Annotated in this window: 19 protein-coding genes; 10 read left to right on the top strand and 9 right to left on the bottom strand. The window is 65.0% G+C overall.

Annotation, left to right across the window (positions count from 1 at the left end; translation table 11 throughout):
- The 3 genes from Q8S38_RS18160 to Q8S38_RS18150 all read left to right on the top strand — a co-directional run.
- Positions 1–198: transcriptional repressor KorB C-terminal beta-barrel domain-containing protein (locus Q8S38_RS18160; protein WP_305681753.1), on the top strand; the 198-nt coding region annotated here is incomplete at its 5' end.
- Positions 199–486: 288 nt separating this feature from the next.
- The gene (gene mobC, locus Q8S38_RS18155; RefSeq protein ID WP_068185435.1) at positions 487–996 is read left to right on the top strand and encodes a plasmid mobilization relaxosome protein MobC; all 510 of its coding nucleotides are present in this window, start codon (positions 487–489) and stop codon (positions 994–996) included.
- Positions 996–2,054, top strand: coding sequence for a relaxase/mobilization nuclease domain-containing protein (locus tag Q8S38_RS18150; RefSeq protein ID WP_068185440.1), 1,059 nt, complete (start codon positions 996–998; stop codon positions 2,052–2,054). The genes mobC and Q8S38_RS18150 overlap by 1 nt, the downstream gene beginning before the upstream one ends.
- A 257-nt stretch (positions 2,055–2,311) precedes the next feature.
- On the opposite strand, the gene Q8S38_RS18145 is transcribed toward Q8S38_RS18150, so the two are convergent.
- Both Q8S38_RS18145 and Q8S38_RS18140 read right to left on the bottom strand, forming a co-directional pair.
- Positions 2,312–3,556, bottom strand: coding sequence for a type II toxin-antitoxin system HipA family toxin (locus Q8S38_RS18145; RefSeq protein WP_068185442.1), 1,245 nt, complete (start codon positions 3,554–3,556; stop codon positions 2,312–2,314).
- A gap of 8 nt (positions 3,557–3,564) precedes the next feature.
- On the bottom strand, positions 3,565–3,852 hold the full coding sequence (locus tag Q8S38_RS18140) for a helix-turn-helix transcriptional regulator (protein ID WP_291820811.1): 288 nt from the start codon (positions 3,850–3,852) through the stop codon (positions 3,565–3,567).
- A gap of 548 nt (positions 3,853–4,400) precedes the next feature.
- Between Q8S38_RS18140 and copM the strand changes: the two genes are divergently transcribed.
- From copM to Q8S38_RS18125, 3 genes are all read left to right on the top strand, one after another.
- Complete coding sequence (copM, locus tag Q8S38_RS18135) at positions 4,401–4,844, top strand: CopM family metallochaperone (RefSeq protein WP_068185553.1); 444 nt, start codon at positions 4,401–4,403, stop codon at positions 4,842–4,844.
- Entirely contained in the window at positions 4,841–6,274 is a 1,434-nt protein-coding gene (locus Q8S38_RS18130) for a YncE family protein (RefSeq protein ID WP_068185450.1), read from the top strand. The genes copM and Q8S38_RS18130 overlap by 4 nt, the downstream gene beginning before the upstream one ends.
- A gap of 144 nt (positions 6,275–6,418) precedes the next feature.
- The gene (locus Q8S38_RS18125) at positions 6,419–6,853 is read left to right on the top strand and encodes a hypothetical protein (RefSeq protein ID WP_305681752.1); all 435 of its coding nucleotides are present in this window, start codon (positions 6,419–6,421) and stop codon (positions 6,851–6,853) included.
- A gap of 38 nt (positions 6,854–6,891) precedes the next feature.
- Here the strand turns inward: Q8S38_RS18125 and Q8S38_RS18120 are convergent, their stop codons facing one another.
- The 5 genes from Q8S38_RS18120 to Q8S38_RS18100 all read right to left on the bottom strand — a co-directional run bounded on the left by Q8S38_RS18120 (position 6,892) and on the right by Q8S38_RS18100 (position 10,478).
- Positions 6,892–7,278: a c-type cytochrome gene (locus Q8S38_RS18120; protein ID WP_068185456.1), complete on the bottom strand. Its 387-nt coding sequence runs from the start codon at positions 7,276–7,278 to the stop codon at positions 6,892–6,894.
- Between the two features lie 17 nt (positions 7,279–7,295).
- Positions 7,296–7,679, bottom strand: a complete 384-nt coding sequence (locus Q8S38_RS18115) for a hypothetical protein (RefSeq protein WP_068185460.1) — start codon at positions 7,677–7,679, stop codon at positions 7,296–7,298.
- A gap of 4 nt (positions 7,680–7,683) precedes the next feature.
- A complete protein-coding gene (locus Q8S38_RS18110) occupies positions 7,684–9,021 on the bottom strand; it encodes a sulfite oxidase (RefSeq protein WP_291820803.1) in 1,338 nt (445 codons plus the stop codon).
- An 85-nt stretch (positions 9,022–9,106) separates the two neighbouring features.
- Entirely contained in the window at positions 9,107–9,916 is an 810-nt protein-coding gene (locus Q8S38_RS18105) for an anti-sigma factor (protein ID WP_305681751.1), read from the bottom strand.
- Complete coding sequence (locus Q8S38_RS18100) at positions 9,906–10,478, bottom strand: RNA polymerase sigma factor (protein ID WP_305681750.1); 573 nt, start codon at positions 10,476–10,478, stop codon at positions 9,906–9,908. Before Q8S38_RS18100 ends, Q8S38_RS18105 begins: the two co-directional genes overlap by 11 nt.
- A gap of 189 nt (positions 10,479–10,667) precedes the next feature.
- Here Q8S38_RS18100 and Q8S38_RS18095 point away from each other — a divergent pair, with 189 nt between their 5' ends.
- A complete protein-coding gene (locus Q8S38_RS18095) occupies positions 10,668–11,771 on the top strand; it encodes a YeiH family protein (RefSeq protein WP_082736943.1) in 1,104 nt (367 codons plus the stop codon).
- A gap of 15 nt (positions 11,772–11,786) precedes the next feature.
- Here the strand turns inward: Q8S38_RS18095 and Q8S38_RS18090 are convergent, their stop codons facing one another.
- Together Q8S38_RS18090 and Q8S38_RS18085 are read right to left on the bottom strand one after the other, a co-directional pair.
- Positions 11,787–12,716 (bottom strand): LysR family transcriptional regulator, encoded by a 930-nt coding sequence (locus Q8S38_RS18090; protein ID WP_068185466.1) that lies wholly within the window; start codon positions 12,714–12,716, stop codon positions 11,787–11,789.
- A gap of 11 nt (positions 12,717–12,727) precedes the next feature.
- Positions 12,728–13,294, bottom strand: a complete 567-nt coding sequence (locus Q8S38_RS18085; protein WP_068185469.1) for a Chromate resistance protein ChrB — start codon at positions 13,292–13,294, stop codon at positions 12,728–12,730.
- Between the two features lie 87 nt (positions 13,295–13,381).
- Between Q8S38_RS18085 and Q8S38_RS18080 the strand changes: the two genes are divergently transcribed.
- Genes Q8S38_RS18080 through Q8S38_RS18070 form a run of 3 tightly spaced genes read left to right on the top strand, consistent with a single transcriptional unit; the run spans position 13,382 to position 14,566 of the window.
- Positions 13,382–13,597: a hypothetical protein gene (locus Q8S38_RS18080; protein WP_068185472.1), complete on the top strand. Its 216-nt coding sequence runs from the start codon at positions 13,382–13,384 to the stop codon at positions 13,595–13,597.
- A gap of 19 nt (positions 13,598–13,616) precedes the next feature.
- On the top strand, positions 13,617–14,363 hold the full coding sequence (locus Q8S38_RS18075) for a COG4280 domain-containing protein (RefSeq protein ID WP_068185475.1): 747 nt from the start codon (positions 13,617–13,619) through the stop codon (positions 14,361–14,363).
- The gene (locus Q8S38_RS18070; protein ID WP_068185478.1) at positions 14,360–14,566 is read left to right on the top strand and encodes a hypothetical protein; all 207 of its coding nucleotides are present in this window, start codon (positions 14,360–14,362) and stop codon (positions 14,564–14,566) included. Before Q8S38_RS18075 ends, Q8S38_RS18070 begins: the two co-directional genes overlap by 4 nt.
- Positions 14,567–15,023: the final 457 nt, after the last annotated feature.

Raw genomic sequence — 15,023 nt, 5'->3', positions numbered from 1 at the left:
GCGATGGCACCGCAATCGCGTCCTGCTGCGAAGGGTGTGGCTGTCGTGCGAGTCCGTGTCGGCAAACGGCACGGTGCTTTGGTGCTCGACGATACTATGGCGAGCAGCCAAGGTTTCGCGCGCGTCGCATTCGATAACGGTTCGGTTGAGGATGCCAGCGTGACCGCGCTTCGGATCGAAGCGGTTCTCATCGGCTGACACTGCGAGACCAGCGGCTCGCCCAGAGTGTGGTTTGAACCACACTGCGTCGTTCCAGGGGCGGTCTCATTTCCTAAGCCAGCGACAGCATCGTCGGTTTGCTGTGGGCTGCCGACGGCGCTCGTGACACGCCCCTTCTCGAATCGTTAACTGAGGTGGATTGTTGAGAGTCTTTGGTTGAGTTTCTAGTGCAGGATAGGCTTGCCGCCAGCGAATTATTACGCCAGTTTGGCGTGGCGACGCGCTTCGGCGCGTCGCTGGTTTTGGGTGCGGTGAGAGGGCGTCACGATGCCGACGTTGACGTTGAGGGTTTCGGAGGAGTTGGCGCTTCAGTTCGCGGCCTTAGCGGCGACTGAGGGCGGCAAGTCGGCGTTGATCCGGAGGCTGCTTGAGAGCGCAGTCGGTGCGCCGGAATCGAAGCGAGCGCCGGTCGCGGTCGGTACGCCGCAGAAGGTGACCGTGCGCTTCCGCGAGAGCGAGCTGCGTCAGGTTGGTGAGATGGCTACTGTGCGCGGGATGACGCGGACGCAGTGGATCACGTCGCTGGTTCGGTCGCGTCTTGGCGCGCCAGCGCAGCAGTCGGAGGGCGAGCGGGAGGCACTGCGGACGATTGCTCGGGAGCTCAGTCGGATCGGAGGCAACATCAATCAGATCGCTCGTGCAGCCAACCGTAGCGAGCTCGATCCAGGGGCCGACAGTTGGAAGGTGCTGAGCGAGGCCCAAGGCGCGCTTCAGGCGCTACAGGGCGAATTGAAAGAGGTTCTGGATCGAACCAGCACCTATTGGGAAGGCCGATGATGAGCGGGAAGCATGCCAAAGAGCTTCTCGATGATCTTCCGCCGATCTCCTACGTCTGGCGGACGCCGGTACGCCGGCCGCGTGTGTCCGAGGCCGACATTCCAGACCCAGTCGCGCCTCAGCGGGTCACGCCGGCGATGCGGGCGCGGCTTGAACGAATCGTGGGCCGGGCGCCGGAGGTGATGGTGAAGATCACCGGACGGACCAAGGACGCCGGACATCTTAAATCTCATCTCGAATACATCATGCGCAATGGCGAACTGACGGCGGAGACCGAGCAGGGTTCGTTGATGCAGGGCCGAGAGGGTCTCAGGGATCTCCAGCTACGCTGGACGGACGACGCGGTGCTGGACGACAAGCGCCGCCGCGATGGCAGCGTGTCGGTCAACGTCATCCTGTCGATGCCGCCGGGCACCGATCCGATCGCGGTGAAAGACGCCGTGCGGGCGTTTGCTATCGGGACGTTCGAAGCGAACCACGACTATGTCTTCGTGCAGCACCTCGATGATAAGCACCCGCATGTGCATCTGACGGTGCGCTCGCAGGGCTACAACGGAAAGCGCCTGAACCCCCGAAAGGCCGATCTGGCGACCTGGCGCGAGCGGTTTGCCGGCGAGCTACGGCTACGCGGCGTCGCGGCCGAGGCCACGCCGCGGCGGACGCGGGGGAAGGTGCGCAAGCACGACAAGGGGACGGTGGTGGCGCTGCGTCGGCGCGGTGTGGTCCCGGACACCGACAAGGGGGCTCGGGACGATGTCGTTCGAGCGGCGAAGGGTGGCGGCTCGGGTTCGCGGCCTTGGGAGGCTAAGGCTCGAGAACGGCAGGCCAAGATCCGGGCACAATACCTGGCTCATGCCAAGGATTTGGAAAAGACCGGGAAGGGTAGTGATCGTGCGCTTGCGATCAAGGTGCGGGAATTTGTGGCGAAGATGCCCGATCCGGAAACGCGCCGTGAGCATCTGCTCCGGGAATTGGCAGCCGCTGCGCAACGCAAACGCACCGACCCGGCACGAGGCGAAGGTAAGCGCGAACCGGGGAAACCTCGTGGCGAGCGGTAGGTGTGGATTAAATCATCGTTCGAGGCTGCGCGCGCGATCTTCTTGGCAAGATGCGCGCTTGAGTTGCTGTGTGAAAGGGAAGTGTGAACTTCATAGGTCGTTGATCATAGCGTGGCGACACCTAAAATCTAGAGAATTCAGCACCCATTTCAGGCGACGAGGGCTTCATCGCCACGAGAAGTTGGCCGCCCGCGCGGTTCCTCATCGAGCCGGCACAGTTTTGGACTGGCCGCTCTACAAGTGGCTTCGTCGTCCGGCTAGGCTCCAGTCGAGAAGCCCGGATAGACGTAGGCCCGACGGATCACCTCGCAGTCGGCTTCGCTGACCCCGCAGATGCGGGCGGTCGCGTACCATTCGCGGGCCACGACTTCGGTCATCTCATCGACGAGCGCTTTCGCCTCATCGGGAGCGAGCAGAAACCGGCGGCATTCGCTCAGCAGGTTCGCCGCGTTGGCGAAGCGGCCTTGGGCACCACAGGCCATGGCAAGGTCGCGCCGTTCTTCGCCGATCGAAGGCGTCGGCGTGAGGTCGTAGGCCGGCGAAAGGCGCCAGCCGGAGCCTGGTGCAATAGCCGCGTGGTTGCGCGGGTGATCGTCGATGTTGGAGACGAGGGCGTTGAACACCATCCTGCGGAACAGCTCGCGCGCGTCGTCGGCAGGGCGCTCGCTGATCCGGCGCAGGGTCTCGACCAGCAGCACATAGGACCAGCGCGCCCGCCCCTCGGGCGTCTCGTCGGTCTCCAGCAGGGTCAGCGCGCTGACCATCCGGGCGCGGGCGTAGCCGTCATTGACGCGCGTACGGTCGAACCGCTTGACCAGCAGCACGTCGCGACCGCCGATGCTGGCAATCTGCGACTCGGCTGTTTGCAGGCCGCATTGGCGGGCAAGCCTAATCGTGGCGTGCTCGACCCGCGCCATGTTCCAGCGGTCGTCCGTGCGGTTGAACTTGGCCAGCCAGAGCACATCCTCGCTCTCGACCACCACCTTGGGCCGGGCGCCGCCCATAGAGGTGCCGAGCAGCAGCAGCTCCTCGACCTGCGCGGCGTCTCGAGGCGGTGCGTCCGCGAGCAGCGCGTCGGCGAGCGACTGCAGCTTTTCCAGATCCCAGGTCTTGTTGAAGTCTCGCGCTGGCGCGGGTGGCTCGACGCCGAGGCCAAAACCCAGGGCACCGGCGCGATCATCCGGCGAGTGCAGCAGGTAGTCGAGCTCGCCCATCTGCCCAAGGCCGGCGTGCTTTTCGATCACCCAGCGGCCCCAGTAGTCCGGCCCGGCGTCCCGGAGCGCGCCGAAGACACCATTCAGGCGGACCGTGTCATAGCTGGCGCGACCAAGGCGCAACTCGACCGGATCGATCTCGACGGCATCGGCACGCTCCCGATAGCGCCGGCCGTAGACAAACAGACCCGTGGTGACACCATTCCGGTTGGCCCTAAGCTCGAAGCGCCCGGCGGTGACCGCCACCGTGGCGCCCGGGAGCGTGATGTAGACATAGGCTTCCGGCATGGGCGCCCTCAGAAGTCGTCATCGAGGGGCTGGGGCGTGCTGGCGTTGCGGCGCTCGCGCAGGCTCGCCAAGCGCAGGCCTTCGTCGTCCGTGGCGGGATCGGCGAGCGACCCCAGGCGCTCGACCAGGCCGTAGGACCACAGCAGGGCGGTATAGATGGCGATGCTGGTGGACGGCTTGCCGTGCTCGGCCTCGCCGACCACCTCTCGGCTAGCGCCGATGCGCTTGGCGACATCGGCAAGGGTGATATTCCGGCGCAGGCGCGCCGTGCGCAGGTTCGCGCCCAGGCGCTTCAAGGCCGTCTCCACCTCATAGGGCGGGGTGCTTAACAGGTGACCGCGACCCATTAGGAGTTCCTCCACGGTCCATTATATGTCGGCTATAGCCGACAAAATCAAGTTATATGTCGATTTTAACCGACAATTTTGATGCCTAGTCCCAATTTCTATGCCGGTTGGCGTAGCGTCTAGAACCGACATCGGCGGTTGGGAGGAACATATCCTGGGCCGAATTTCCCACGCTTGGAGGCTGCCCAACTGCGAAAATGCCTTCTTCCCCAGTTCACGTGTCTACCATGAGGGGCCGCGTTCCTTCGACGCTCCGATGATGCCTTGCTTTTCCACCATCTATCCCGCTCGTGGCGTTGACGCCAAACGATGAAGGGATGGCGATCCGGAGTATAAACTTCCGCTGAATCTCGACTAGCGCATGGGAGACGCCTCCGTGCTGGCCGGCCTGATCACCGGCGAAGCACACGTCCTCGTGTTCTGACACGCACAGGCCCTCCGGAATGAAAGACGTCTCTCGCGCGTTGACCTCCATATGACGTCGCAATGGAGGAATGATGCGAACGCTCCAACTGGCCGTGTTCGGCCTATTCACGATTGGTTCAGCGGCCCACGCGACCGAAACGCCAAGACCATCCACGATCAACGCCGCAGGCATCGCCGCCACCGACATGAAAGCCTTCAGCGAGGCAATGGATCGGTCGATGGCGCGCATGCATGAGGGCATGGCCGCCGCCAAACCGACCGGCGACCCCGACCGCGACTTTGCGACGATGATGATCCCACATCACCAGGGCGCGGTCGAGATGGCTGAGATCCAACTGCGCTTCGGCCGCGAGGAGCGCCTGCGCCGTCTCGCCCAGGGAATCATCGTCGAACAGCGGCAGGAAATCGCCGTGATGCAGGCGATCCTGGACGAAAAACCCGCCACTCCGGCCAATGCCGCAGGCGCCTCGGCATCCGCGCACGGCCATCACGACCACAAGGAGATGAAACGATGATCACGCGCCTCGCAGCCCTGCTGCTGCTCTCGACAGCTATTCCTGCCTTCGCCGGCCAGGCGCCCGGTCGCGCCGACGTGCCCGATATCGCGATCAGCAAAAGCGACCGCTTTTACACCTCCGACCAGTTCTCCAACACGGTCTCTGTGATCGACCCGTCGCAGAACAAGCTTTTGGGCGTGATCAAGCTCGGCGAGCCGACGCCGGCGAACCTCAGCCCGCTCTATCGTGGCCAGGTGCTGGTTCACGGCATGGGCTTCTCGCCTGACCACAAGACGCTCGCGGTGATCTCGATCGGCTCCAATTCCGTGAGCTTCATTGATACCGAGACCAATGCCGTGAAGCACACGGCCTATGTCGGCCGTTCGCCGCACGAAGCCTTCTTCCGGCCAGACGGCAAGGAAGTCTGGGTCAGCATTCGCGGCGAGGACTACATCCAGGTGCTCGACGGTGAGAATTTTGCGCCGACGACACGGATCAAGGTGCCCAACGGCCCGGGCATGACGATCTTCTCGCCCGATGGCCGCTATGGCTATGTCTGCTCCAGCTTCAGCCCCGAGACGGTCGTGATCGACACAGGGACCAAGAAGATCGTCGGCAGCATGAAGCAGGACAGCCCGTTCTGCCCCGATATCGCAGCCACGCCTGACGGTGCACAGGTCTGGCTGACGCTGAAGGACATCGGCAAGACGATGGTGTTCAACGCCAAGCCGCCGTTCCAGTCGCTCAAGGTGCTCGATACCGGCCCGATCACGAACCACGTCAACATCGTCCGCAACGGCAAGGAGCAGTTCGCCTATGTCACGGTCGGCGGGCTGAACCTGATCAAGGTCTTCCGCACCGACGGTTTCGAGCAGGTCGCCAGCATCCCTGTTGGCGCCTTGCCCCATGGCCTATGGCCGTCAGGCGACGGGACACGCGTCTACGTTGGGCTGGAGAATGCCGATGCGGCAGCCGTGATCGACACCGCCAGCAACAAAGTCATCGAGACGATCCCGCTCGGACAAGCGCCCCAAGGCGTCGCCTATGTTCCCAACGCGGTGACCAAGGGCGACGGCATGGCCAATCTCCAGCCGCTCTCGGCCGCCGCGGGGTCTACCCAGCTTTCACTCGCAAGCGCGGACGGCAAGGGCGCTACGCAGGTGACGCTGTTCAACCAGGGGCTCGTTCAGATGCTGCAGGCTGCCGTCACCGGCCTTGAGCCGAAGCAGCCCTATGTGCTGGCGCTGGCTGCCAGCGCGACCGGCGATGGCGTCGTACAGCCGCTCGCCGCTTTCATGAGCAACCCCGCCGGCGCGGCGATTGTCAACGCGGTCGGACCGATCCGGCAGGTCGTCAGCGAGGTTGCGGCCATTCAGAGGCGCTACCTCGTCATCGTAGAGGGCATGGCTGACAAGCCCGGCAAGCCGGTGCAGATCCAAAAGCCGTGAGGGTCATCCAATCGTTCGCCTGATTCGATTAATTCGACAAGAACGATCCGTTGGATAAATATGCTAGACGACGCGATCCTCTCCTCAAGGACATCCGGATGGATGAGCCGAGAGGAGAGGATCATGACGATGACCACATTCAGAATGCCGATCGCCGAAGCCCGAACGATCGGCAAAGTGCCTCGCAGCGACACGACAGTGCAGCGCGCCAAGCAGCATCATCGTCTGCGCGCGACTGGCGTCCATCCCTATGCCATCGGCATCGCACTGGCAGGATATGCCTGGCTGATCGTGCTGGCCTGGGCAGCCTTCGCCGGCGGGCCCAGCACATTGCTTCTCGTCATCGTCACCACGATCAGCCTGATGTATTTCGGGCTTCTGGTCGGAGGCGGCGCTCTGTCCAGGAACATGACGCCCGAGCGCGAAACCGAGCGAAGCTTCCATGAGTTCCTGGACGGCGACGTCGACATCGCGACAGGACGCGTCAGTGGACGCGACGCGCTGCTCCAAATCACGGCGCTGCCGATCGCCGCAGCCATGGGCGGAACAGCAATCGTCCTGATCGCCATCTTTGCCTGACGAGCGCAGCGAAGAAACCGGCTTGCGACAGAGGCGCCTCAGGGCGCCTTTTTGCCGTCACCGCCGAACTGTTTCAGATAGGCGATGAGATCCGCGACCTTGGCTGCATCCTTCAGCCCCGGATAGATCATCTTGGTCCCGGGCACCTTCGCCTTAGGGTCTCTGATGTACTCCGAGAACGTCTCGTCGCTCCAGGAGATGCCAGAGGCCTTCATCGCGGCGCTATAGCTGTAGCCGTCGAGCGTTCCAGCCTGACGGCCGATCATACCGTTCAAAATGGGACCGACGGTGTTCTTCGCGGTCTCGCCGACCTGGTGGCAGGCGCGACATTGCGCAAAGAGCTTTTCGCCGGCGGCGGCGTCCTGAGCGCGTGCCGACGACAAGCAACAGGCGGCCAGCGCCGCGGCGAGGAGGATGCGTTTCATCGTAATGGCTTTCGTCGTCAGGGTTTAGGCGCGAAGGGGCTGACCCAGCCACCTGCCTGGGCCGGGGCCTTGGTCGGGTAGGCCTGCGCGAGATAGTCGAGCAGCACCTTGCGCGTCTCGGCGTCGGGCGCCGGCATGGCGTGCTTCTCGGTCATCCAGCTCAACGTCTCGTCCCACCGTCCGCGGTCCATGCCCTGCCGGCCGACGACCTGGAAGGAATGACAGCCGACGCAATAGCCGAAGGTCTCTTCGCGGCCGGCAAAATCCGGCAGCGATTCAGGCGTCTCCTCTACCGTGGTCGGCGCCTGCGCCGAGGCGGTCGAGGAGACTGCCGCAAGGAGCAGAGTGCTCAGAACGGCGGCCGCTGCTGCGGCCGCCAAATGGTTGATCCTGATCGCCATGCGGTCAGCCCACCAAGACGGCGATGCGGTGAAGCGGGTTCGAGCCGTAGCCCTGCGGGTTCCAGTTGGTCGCGACATGGGGCTGCGCCACGCCACGCGAGTCCGTGGCGCGGACCCAGACCTCGAAATAGCCGTCGCTCGGCAAAGCCACGGTGCCGACCCATCGGACCCAGTCGTAGCGGTTCTTCGGCTTGGCCATCGAAACCATCTGCCAGCGCTGGCCGGCATCGACGGAGACTTCCACCTTCTGGATGTCGTGGTCGCCGGCCCAGGCCGCACCGCGCAGCGGCACCTGACGCGTGCCGGCGTCAAGCCGCGTGCCGTTGGCGGGCGCGGTGATGATCGAGCGCACCGGCATCGAGGTCATGTCGGCGAAGTTGGTCTTGCCATCGGCATTCGAGCCCGGCACGAGCGGGATCGTCGGCAGGCGATAGGAGGTGCCGCCCATCCCCTGGCCGTCATGGGGATCCTTGCGGACGAGCACGCGCGTCAGCCATTTCGATGACAGCGACGCCGGCCAGCCCGGCACGACCAGGCGTAGCGGCCCGCCATGGATATGCGGCAAGGGCTCTCCGTTCATGGCCCAGACCAGCATCGAATGCGGCTCCATAGCCTTCTCGATCGGCATGCCTCGCGAGATCGCGTCCTTGCCGGCATCGCCGGAGAGATGCGGATCGGCGCCGTAATGGCCGGTGAATTTCGCGCCGTCCTTGAGGCCTGCCGCCTTCAGCACGTCGGCGAGCCTGACGCCGGTCCACTCGGCGCAGCCGGCGCCGCCATTGGTCCACTGGTTGCCGCGTCCCGGCGGCTGGAAGAAGGAGCGGCCATTGCCGCCGCACTCCAGAACCATCCGCATCGTCTGCGGGGCGAAGCGCGACTTCAACTCGGCGACGGTCAGCGTCAGCGGCTTGTCGACCTCGCCCTCGACCTTGAAGCTCCAGGCGTCGCCCTGCTTATTTTCCTCGGCGATCTGGCCGTTGTTGCGGACGAAGAATTTTCCGATCGGCGTGGTGTCGTCGTCGAGCAGGCGCTCCGGCGTCTCGGCCACGAGAGGCCGGTCGCCGAGCAGGACGAGACCCTTGTCCTTACCGGGATAATCGAAAGGCTGCGGACCCTTGGGCGCGGCGCCAGCGGCGGGCGCGCCCTGAGCGGAAGCTGCCGAGGTCAGGCCCGCGGCGCCGCTCCCGAGCGGCAGGCCAAGGCCGGCGGCTGCCCCGAGCGAGGCAAGGCTGCCACCGAGCAGCAATCCGCGGCGAGATGGCTGGCGGCCTATCGGCCGAGTTGCGCCGTCATTGTCGGGCGATGGTGCTGCGGCATCCCGCAGTTGTGCTTCGTTGAGCATGGCGTTTCTCCCGAGGACATGTTCCTCATGGGAGACGACGCAGGACGATGCCGTTTTATTCCCGGACCCATAAAAATCTAAGGCCTCAACCCGTGCAGGCGGAGCCGGCGGCCCTGGCCTCGTCCAGTGCGGCGATGTGCTCGCGGGGCGGCAGGCGCTCGCTCTGGGTCAGGCGCGCCACCAGCGCTGCGATCCGATCAAGACGCAGGGCATCGATGCCGCGCCCGAGCAGCGCATAATCCGTCTCGTTTGCACTCCAGGATCGGATCGACAATCCCTCCCGATCCTGCGCGACCGGATGCGGCAGCGAGGGGCCGCGATGCGGCGCGATCCACAAGCCGATCCGGCAGCCATTGGGCCCGACATAACCGGCCAGCATGCCGCCGCCCCGGCGGATGGCCGGATCGAGCGACAGATGGACGAGCGTCAGCGAAGCGAGCGCCAGGTCCGGCAGCTGGCCGGCGCTGGCCCCGGCCATCTCCACCTGAAGCCGGCCACTCCGATCGGCACCCGCGTCAGCGAGCCAGGCGCGATGCGCGGCCACGGCCGCCGAAAGCGGCGGCGCATCCGGCGTCGCCATGCCAACCATCCAGATCGCGGCGCCCAGGCCAACGGCGAGGGAAAGGGATGCGGCCAGCGCTGCAACCCGTGCGGACAGGGGCCGCCGTCGCTGCGGCAGTCGCAGCGCCGGCGCGCCGATCTCCGGAGCCAGGCTGCGCGTCGTGGCCCGCAGACGCGAGAGGCTTGCAACGCGTGCGGCAAGATCGGGATCGCGCGCGACGGCAGCGGCGATGTCGGCGGCGGCATCGGGCGCGAGCTCGTCGTCGACGTAGGCGTTGAGCGCCTCCCAGGTCATCGTCGGGTTGCCGGTCATGGTCTCGTCTTCATCTCGCATGGCGCCGTCCTGCTGAGATCGGCGTGACGTTTCGCCCCTCGATCAGGCTCAGCATCGCCAGACGCGCGCGGCTGAGGCGGCTCATCACCGTGCCCACTGGCAGATCGAGGACTTCCGCCGCCTCGGCATAGCGGAACCCTGCCAGATCGACCAGTTCGATGATCTCGCGATGCGCCGGGTCGATTCGTTCCAATGCCTGTCTGACAGTGATCTCGGCGATCAGTCGGTCGTCGCAGTCCCAAACCGTAGCTCCCCAGGCTTCTGCCGCACTGTCGTCAGCGCGCACCGAAGACCGGCGGTGATCGTCGATCCAGCAATTGCGCAGGACCTTGAACAGCCAGGCCCGCGCCTGCGACGGTTCTGTCGGAATAGCCGGGCTGGCGAGAGCCTTGCTCGCGCATGACTGCAGCAGATCGCCTGCGGCGTCACGGCTGCCGCTCAGCCTGACAGCATAGCCGAACAGCCGCTGCCAGTTATCCCGAAGTGCCAGTTCGATCGTCTTGCGCAGGATCGTGTCTCGCTTCGCCGGCCGAAGGTCGCAGGGTTTCCGGGTCGGCATCATGGCAGCCAGCGCGCGCTCCGTCATCAGCGACCAAGAGCGCGCCAGATGCCGCGCGTGTGCCCGTGTTCAACTCGACACGATCATTCGCTTTTATCGAACGAACTGAGAATGATTAGTCGTTGGATGGGCCAATCATGGTGCTTCATTCTCCTGTGACCCAATCGCAGCCGATCAGGCCAGGACCAACCGATGTCGCCGAACACCGTCAACACCGCCTCCCGCAATCTGGCTTTAGACGCCGGCGGCAAGCTGCTCGCCATCCTGCCGGGCCTGGCGCTCTGCCTCGCCGTGACCGGTGCAGCGTTTGCGCTGGAGCACATCGAGGAGCGCCTGTTCGATCGCGCCTGGCTGGAAGCGCTGGTACTGGCGATCCTGATCGGGACCGCAGTGCGGACGGCATGGGCGCCTGGATCGGCATGGCGCAGGGGTATCACATTCTCGGCCAAGACGCTGCTGGAGGTCGCGGTCGTCCTGCTGGGCGCCTCGCTCAGCGCCGCCACGATCATCGCCGCAGGGCCCGGCCTGCTGCTGGGCATCGCCGGCATCGTCACCGTCGCCATCGCCCTGAGCTACGGCATCGCCCGCGCCTTGAGCCTGCCGCGCCGGCTGGCGATCCTGATCGCCTGCGGCAACTCGATCTGCGGCAACTCGGCCATTGCAGCGGTCGCGCCCGTCATCGGCGCCGATGGCGACGACGTCGCCTCCTCGATCGCCTTCACGGCCGTCCTCGGCGTCCTCGTCGTCCTGGGCCTGCCGCTGCTAATCCCGGCGCTCGGCCTGAGCGCGACCCAGTTCGGCATCCTGTCGGGCCTCACGGTCTATGCGGTGCCGCAGGTCATAGCCGCGACGGCTCCGGCAGGCGTCGTGGCCGTCCATATCGGCACGCTGGTCAAGCTCGTGCGCGTGCTGATGCTCGGGCCGGTCGTCCTCGTCCTGTCGATGCTGACCAGCCGTCTGCGCGAGGACAGCGACGAGCTAGCTCCTCACGTCACGGCCGGCGACCGTCCGATGCCGAACCGGGTGCCCGTCCACCATCTGGTGCCGTGGTTCATCGTCGCGTTTCTCGTCATGGCCGCGTTCCGCTCTGCAGGCCTGATCCCGGCGATCGCGCTGCCGTGGATCGCGACTGTCGCCAATCTGCTGACCGTCGTCTCCATGGCGGCGCTCGGGCTCGGCGTCGACATCCGTACGGTCGCCAAGGCCGGTCCACGTGTTATCGCGGCCGTCACGCTCTCGCTGATCGTGCTGGCCGCCATCAGCTACGCTTTGATCAGGCTGCTCGGGGTCGCCTGACCGGAGCGGCGAACTTCATACGCTTCCTCGCGTCTCGCCGCCTGCCTCGATCAGCGCGTAAAACGCTCGTGCCGCCTGCGTGAGGTGGCGTTCCTTATGACGCAGGGCCAGGAAATCGCGATGCCTCAGCGCGAACCCGGGCTGGCCATCCCGGACCATGACGTCAACCGCGATCAGCGCGCCAGAGCGCAGGCCCGCCTCCGCCACCAGACGTGAGATCAGGGTCGCGCCGCCGCCCGCGGCGACGGCCGAGCACACGGCCTCGTTCGAGGGCAGCTCCAGTGCGATCGTCAGGCGGTCCAATGTGAGACCCGCTCCAGCGAGCGCTTGTTCAAACAATGCGCGCGTACCTGAACCGGGCTCTCGCAACACCCAGGGCGTCGCTGACAACTCACTCGCATCAACGCAGCCAGGCTCCGCCCAGCCGTGCTCTCGACCCACGACAAGAACCATCTCGTCGGCGCCGACCATCTCGATGGCAAGATGAGGATCATCGATCCGTCCCTCGACAAAGCCGAGATCGGCCGCGCCGTCATGGATCGTAGCCGCGATCGTTTCGGTGTTGCCGATCGTCAGACTTAGCGCGATTCCGGGATGGCGCTCCTGATAGCGCTGCATCAGCGGCGGCAGCCAGTAGTTCGCCACCGTCTGGCTGGCTGCGAGCGCCAGCGTCCCGCGCTTCAGCCCGGCAAGATCGGCAAGGACGGTCTCGGCCAAAGCCGCGCGCGAAAGCACAGCACGCGCTTCCACCAGAAAGATCTGCCCTGCCTTGGTCAGCACGATGCGCCGCCCGACCCTGTCGAACAGCTTTACGGCGTGACGCGTCTCGAGCGCGGTGATCGCAGCGCTCGTCGCCGACTGGGTCAGGTTCAGCTCGCGCGCGCCTTGCGTGACATGCTCGCGCTGGGCAACGGCGACAAAGATCCTGAGCTGTTCAAGGGTCATGGCGGCAGAACCTAACCCAGCTTGCCGTTGTCGGACGGCTTATTCTCGTCCTGCGCCGCGAAGACGTTATGGGCGTAGGCGTCGAGGATCGCCTCCGACCTGGTCAACCGCTCTGCGGCCTCCTCAGCCCGTTGCGCCTTGTAGAAGTCGAGTTTCTGAATCTTGGCGATCCACGTCTTGAACTTGGTTAGCTCCTGCTCGTTCTCCTCCAGCTCGGCGAAGGTGAAGTGCTTGACGCGGGTCTCCTCGGCGATCTCCGCCTCGAAGGCGATGCACTTCTCGATGAACTCCTTGTACTCGTCGTCGCGGTCGGCGTTGAACCGGGCGATGATCTTCTCCTGCTGCTTCTGGTCGAGACCGACCGTCGCCAGCAGCAGCGCCTCGCCCTCCGCCTCGGCGATCTCGTTCTCGACAACCTTGAGACGACGGAGATGGTCGTCGGTCTTGGGCAGCACGCAGACGCCGCCCTGCAGATAGACGGCGCCCATGCCTTTGAGCTTCCGCCAGATCGAGACGCGCTTTCGTGCGGGCTCGGCCGGGACCTTGTAGGTCAGCAGCAACCATTCCAACGCAGACATGGAACCTCTTGATTGTTACGGTCGTTACAAATACAAAGCGATGATCGCCGCTTGATCTAAAATCCATTGTGACACCTGGGAACCGAGATGGCCAGCATGTCCGTGCCGTACGACACACCGCCGCTGCCGTCAGTGATCATGAGGGGCCTCTACCTCGGCGTGATCGGCATCGTCGCGGGCTCCACCCTGATCGGGTTCCGGATCGATGGCTCAATCGAGAGCATCGGACATCCGGCTCTCATCCTGCTTCTCGCGGCCATCCTGGTCGTGGGTCTGCATCTGGCACCTCCGCCATCGTCCTGAACACTGAAAGGGATCGGCCATGATGACCTGGGCGACTGCCGCGCCTGCGATTTCCGCCACGTTCCTCGCCTCGATCGTCGAGGTGGTCGAGGCCTTCACCATCGTGCTCGCCGTCGGGACCGTCCAAGGTTGGCGACCTGCCTTGGCCGGCACCGCCGCCGGGCTCGGCGTTCTCGGTCTTCTGGTGCTCGCGCTTGGGCCGGTGCTCGACAAGGTCCCGATCCAAAGCCTGCAGCTCGTAATCGGCATCTTGCTGCTGCTCTTCGGCCTTCGCTGGCTGCGGAAAGCGATCCTGCGGGCGGCGGGCATCATCGCACTTCATGACGAGGAGCAGGCCTTCGCAAAGGAGACGTCGCTCCTGCAAGACGCCGCGCGCAAGCGCATCTCCCATCTCGACTGGATTGCAGGGCTGGCGGCCTTCAAGGCCGTGGTGCTGGAGGGAGTCGAGGTTGTCTTCATCGTCATCGCGGTCGGCGCCGGGCGCGGCCTGCTCTGGCCTGCGGCTCTGGGGGCGCTCGCCGCCTGCATTCTCGTCCTGGTGATCGGCATAGCCGTTCACAAGCCACTCTCCCGAGTGCCGGAAAACACCCTGAAGTTCGGCGTAGGCGTCATGCTGTCGGCCTTCGGAGTGTTCTGGACCGGCGAGGGACTTGGGGTGGAATGGCCCGGTCACGACGCGGCCATTCTCGTGCTGGCCGCGATTTTCCTGTCAGCCGGGCTCGCCTTGATCTCGCTCGCCCGCCGCCCCGTGGAGATCGCCCGATGACCGTGTTACGCCTCATCTTTGACGAGTTCGTCGGTCTGTTCGTGGACGACGAGCAACTCGCTCTCTCAATTCTGGCGGTCGTGGCCGGCTGCTGGCTTGTGGTTCACTACGTTCACGACAACTCGATCACCATTGGGCTCCTACTCCTGTTCGGATGTCTCGGTGTCCTGATGGCCAGCGTGGTGAAGGGTGCAAGGCGATAGGTCGAAGATGGCGGACACGAGAGGCACGCGCGCCGTTGCTCCCAACCGGCCATATGCGGTGCCTTTGATCCTGACCGGCACCGCGGCTGTCGTGAGCTTCGCGATCCTAGCTGCTGATTCCGAGGGATGTCGCCCCCTTGTTCCGAGATTAATCCGCCCCCGGATTCCGAGATGATGCCGCCCCCTGTCGGGCGGTAAGATCGCGGGTCCTCTGCTGGCTTAGGCTTGCTCCTTTTGGCGTGTCCGAGGGGAGCGATTGATGTCGGCGGAGAGGGTGAGCATGCGGCGCGTCCGCGAGATTTTGCGATATCGGTTCGAGCAGGGGCTCGGCCACAAGGCGATCTCGGTGCGCGTCGGCGCGGCGCCCTCGACAGTGCGCGAGACGCTACGGAGTGCAAGTGCGGCGGGGCTGTTCTCGCTGCTGGAATCGGGCCGCTGCGACATGATCGAGCCCGTC

Origin of the sequence: Allobosea sp., assembly GCF_030695125.1 — a bacterium.
GTDB lineage: Bacteria > Pseudomonadota > Alphaproteobacteria > Rhizobiales > Beijerinckiaceae > Allobosea.
The sequence above is the reverse complement of the archived record's forward strand: the minus strand, read 5'-3'. Positions and strand labels throughout refer to the sequence as shown.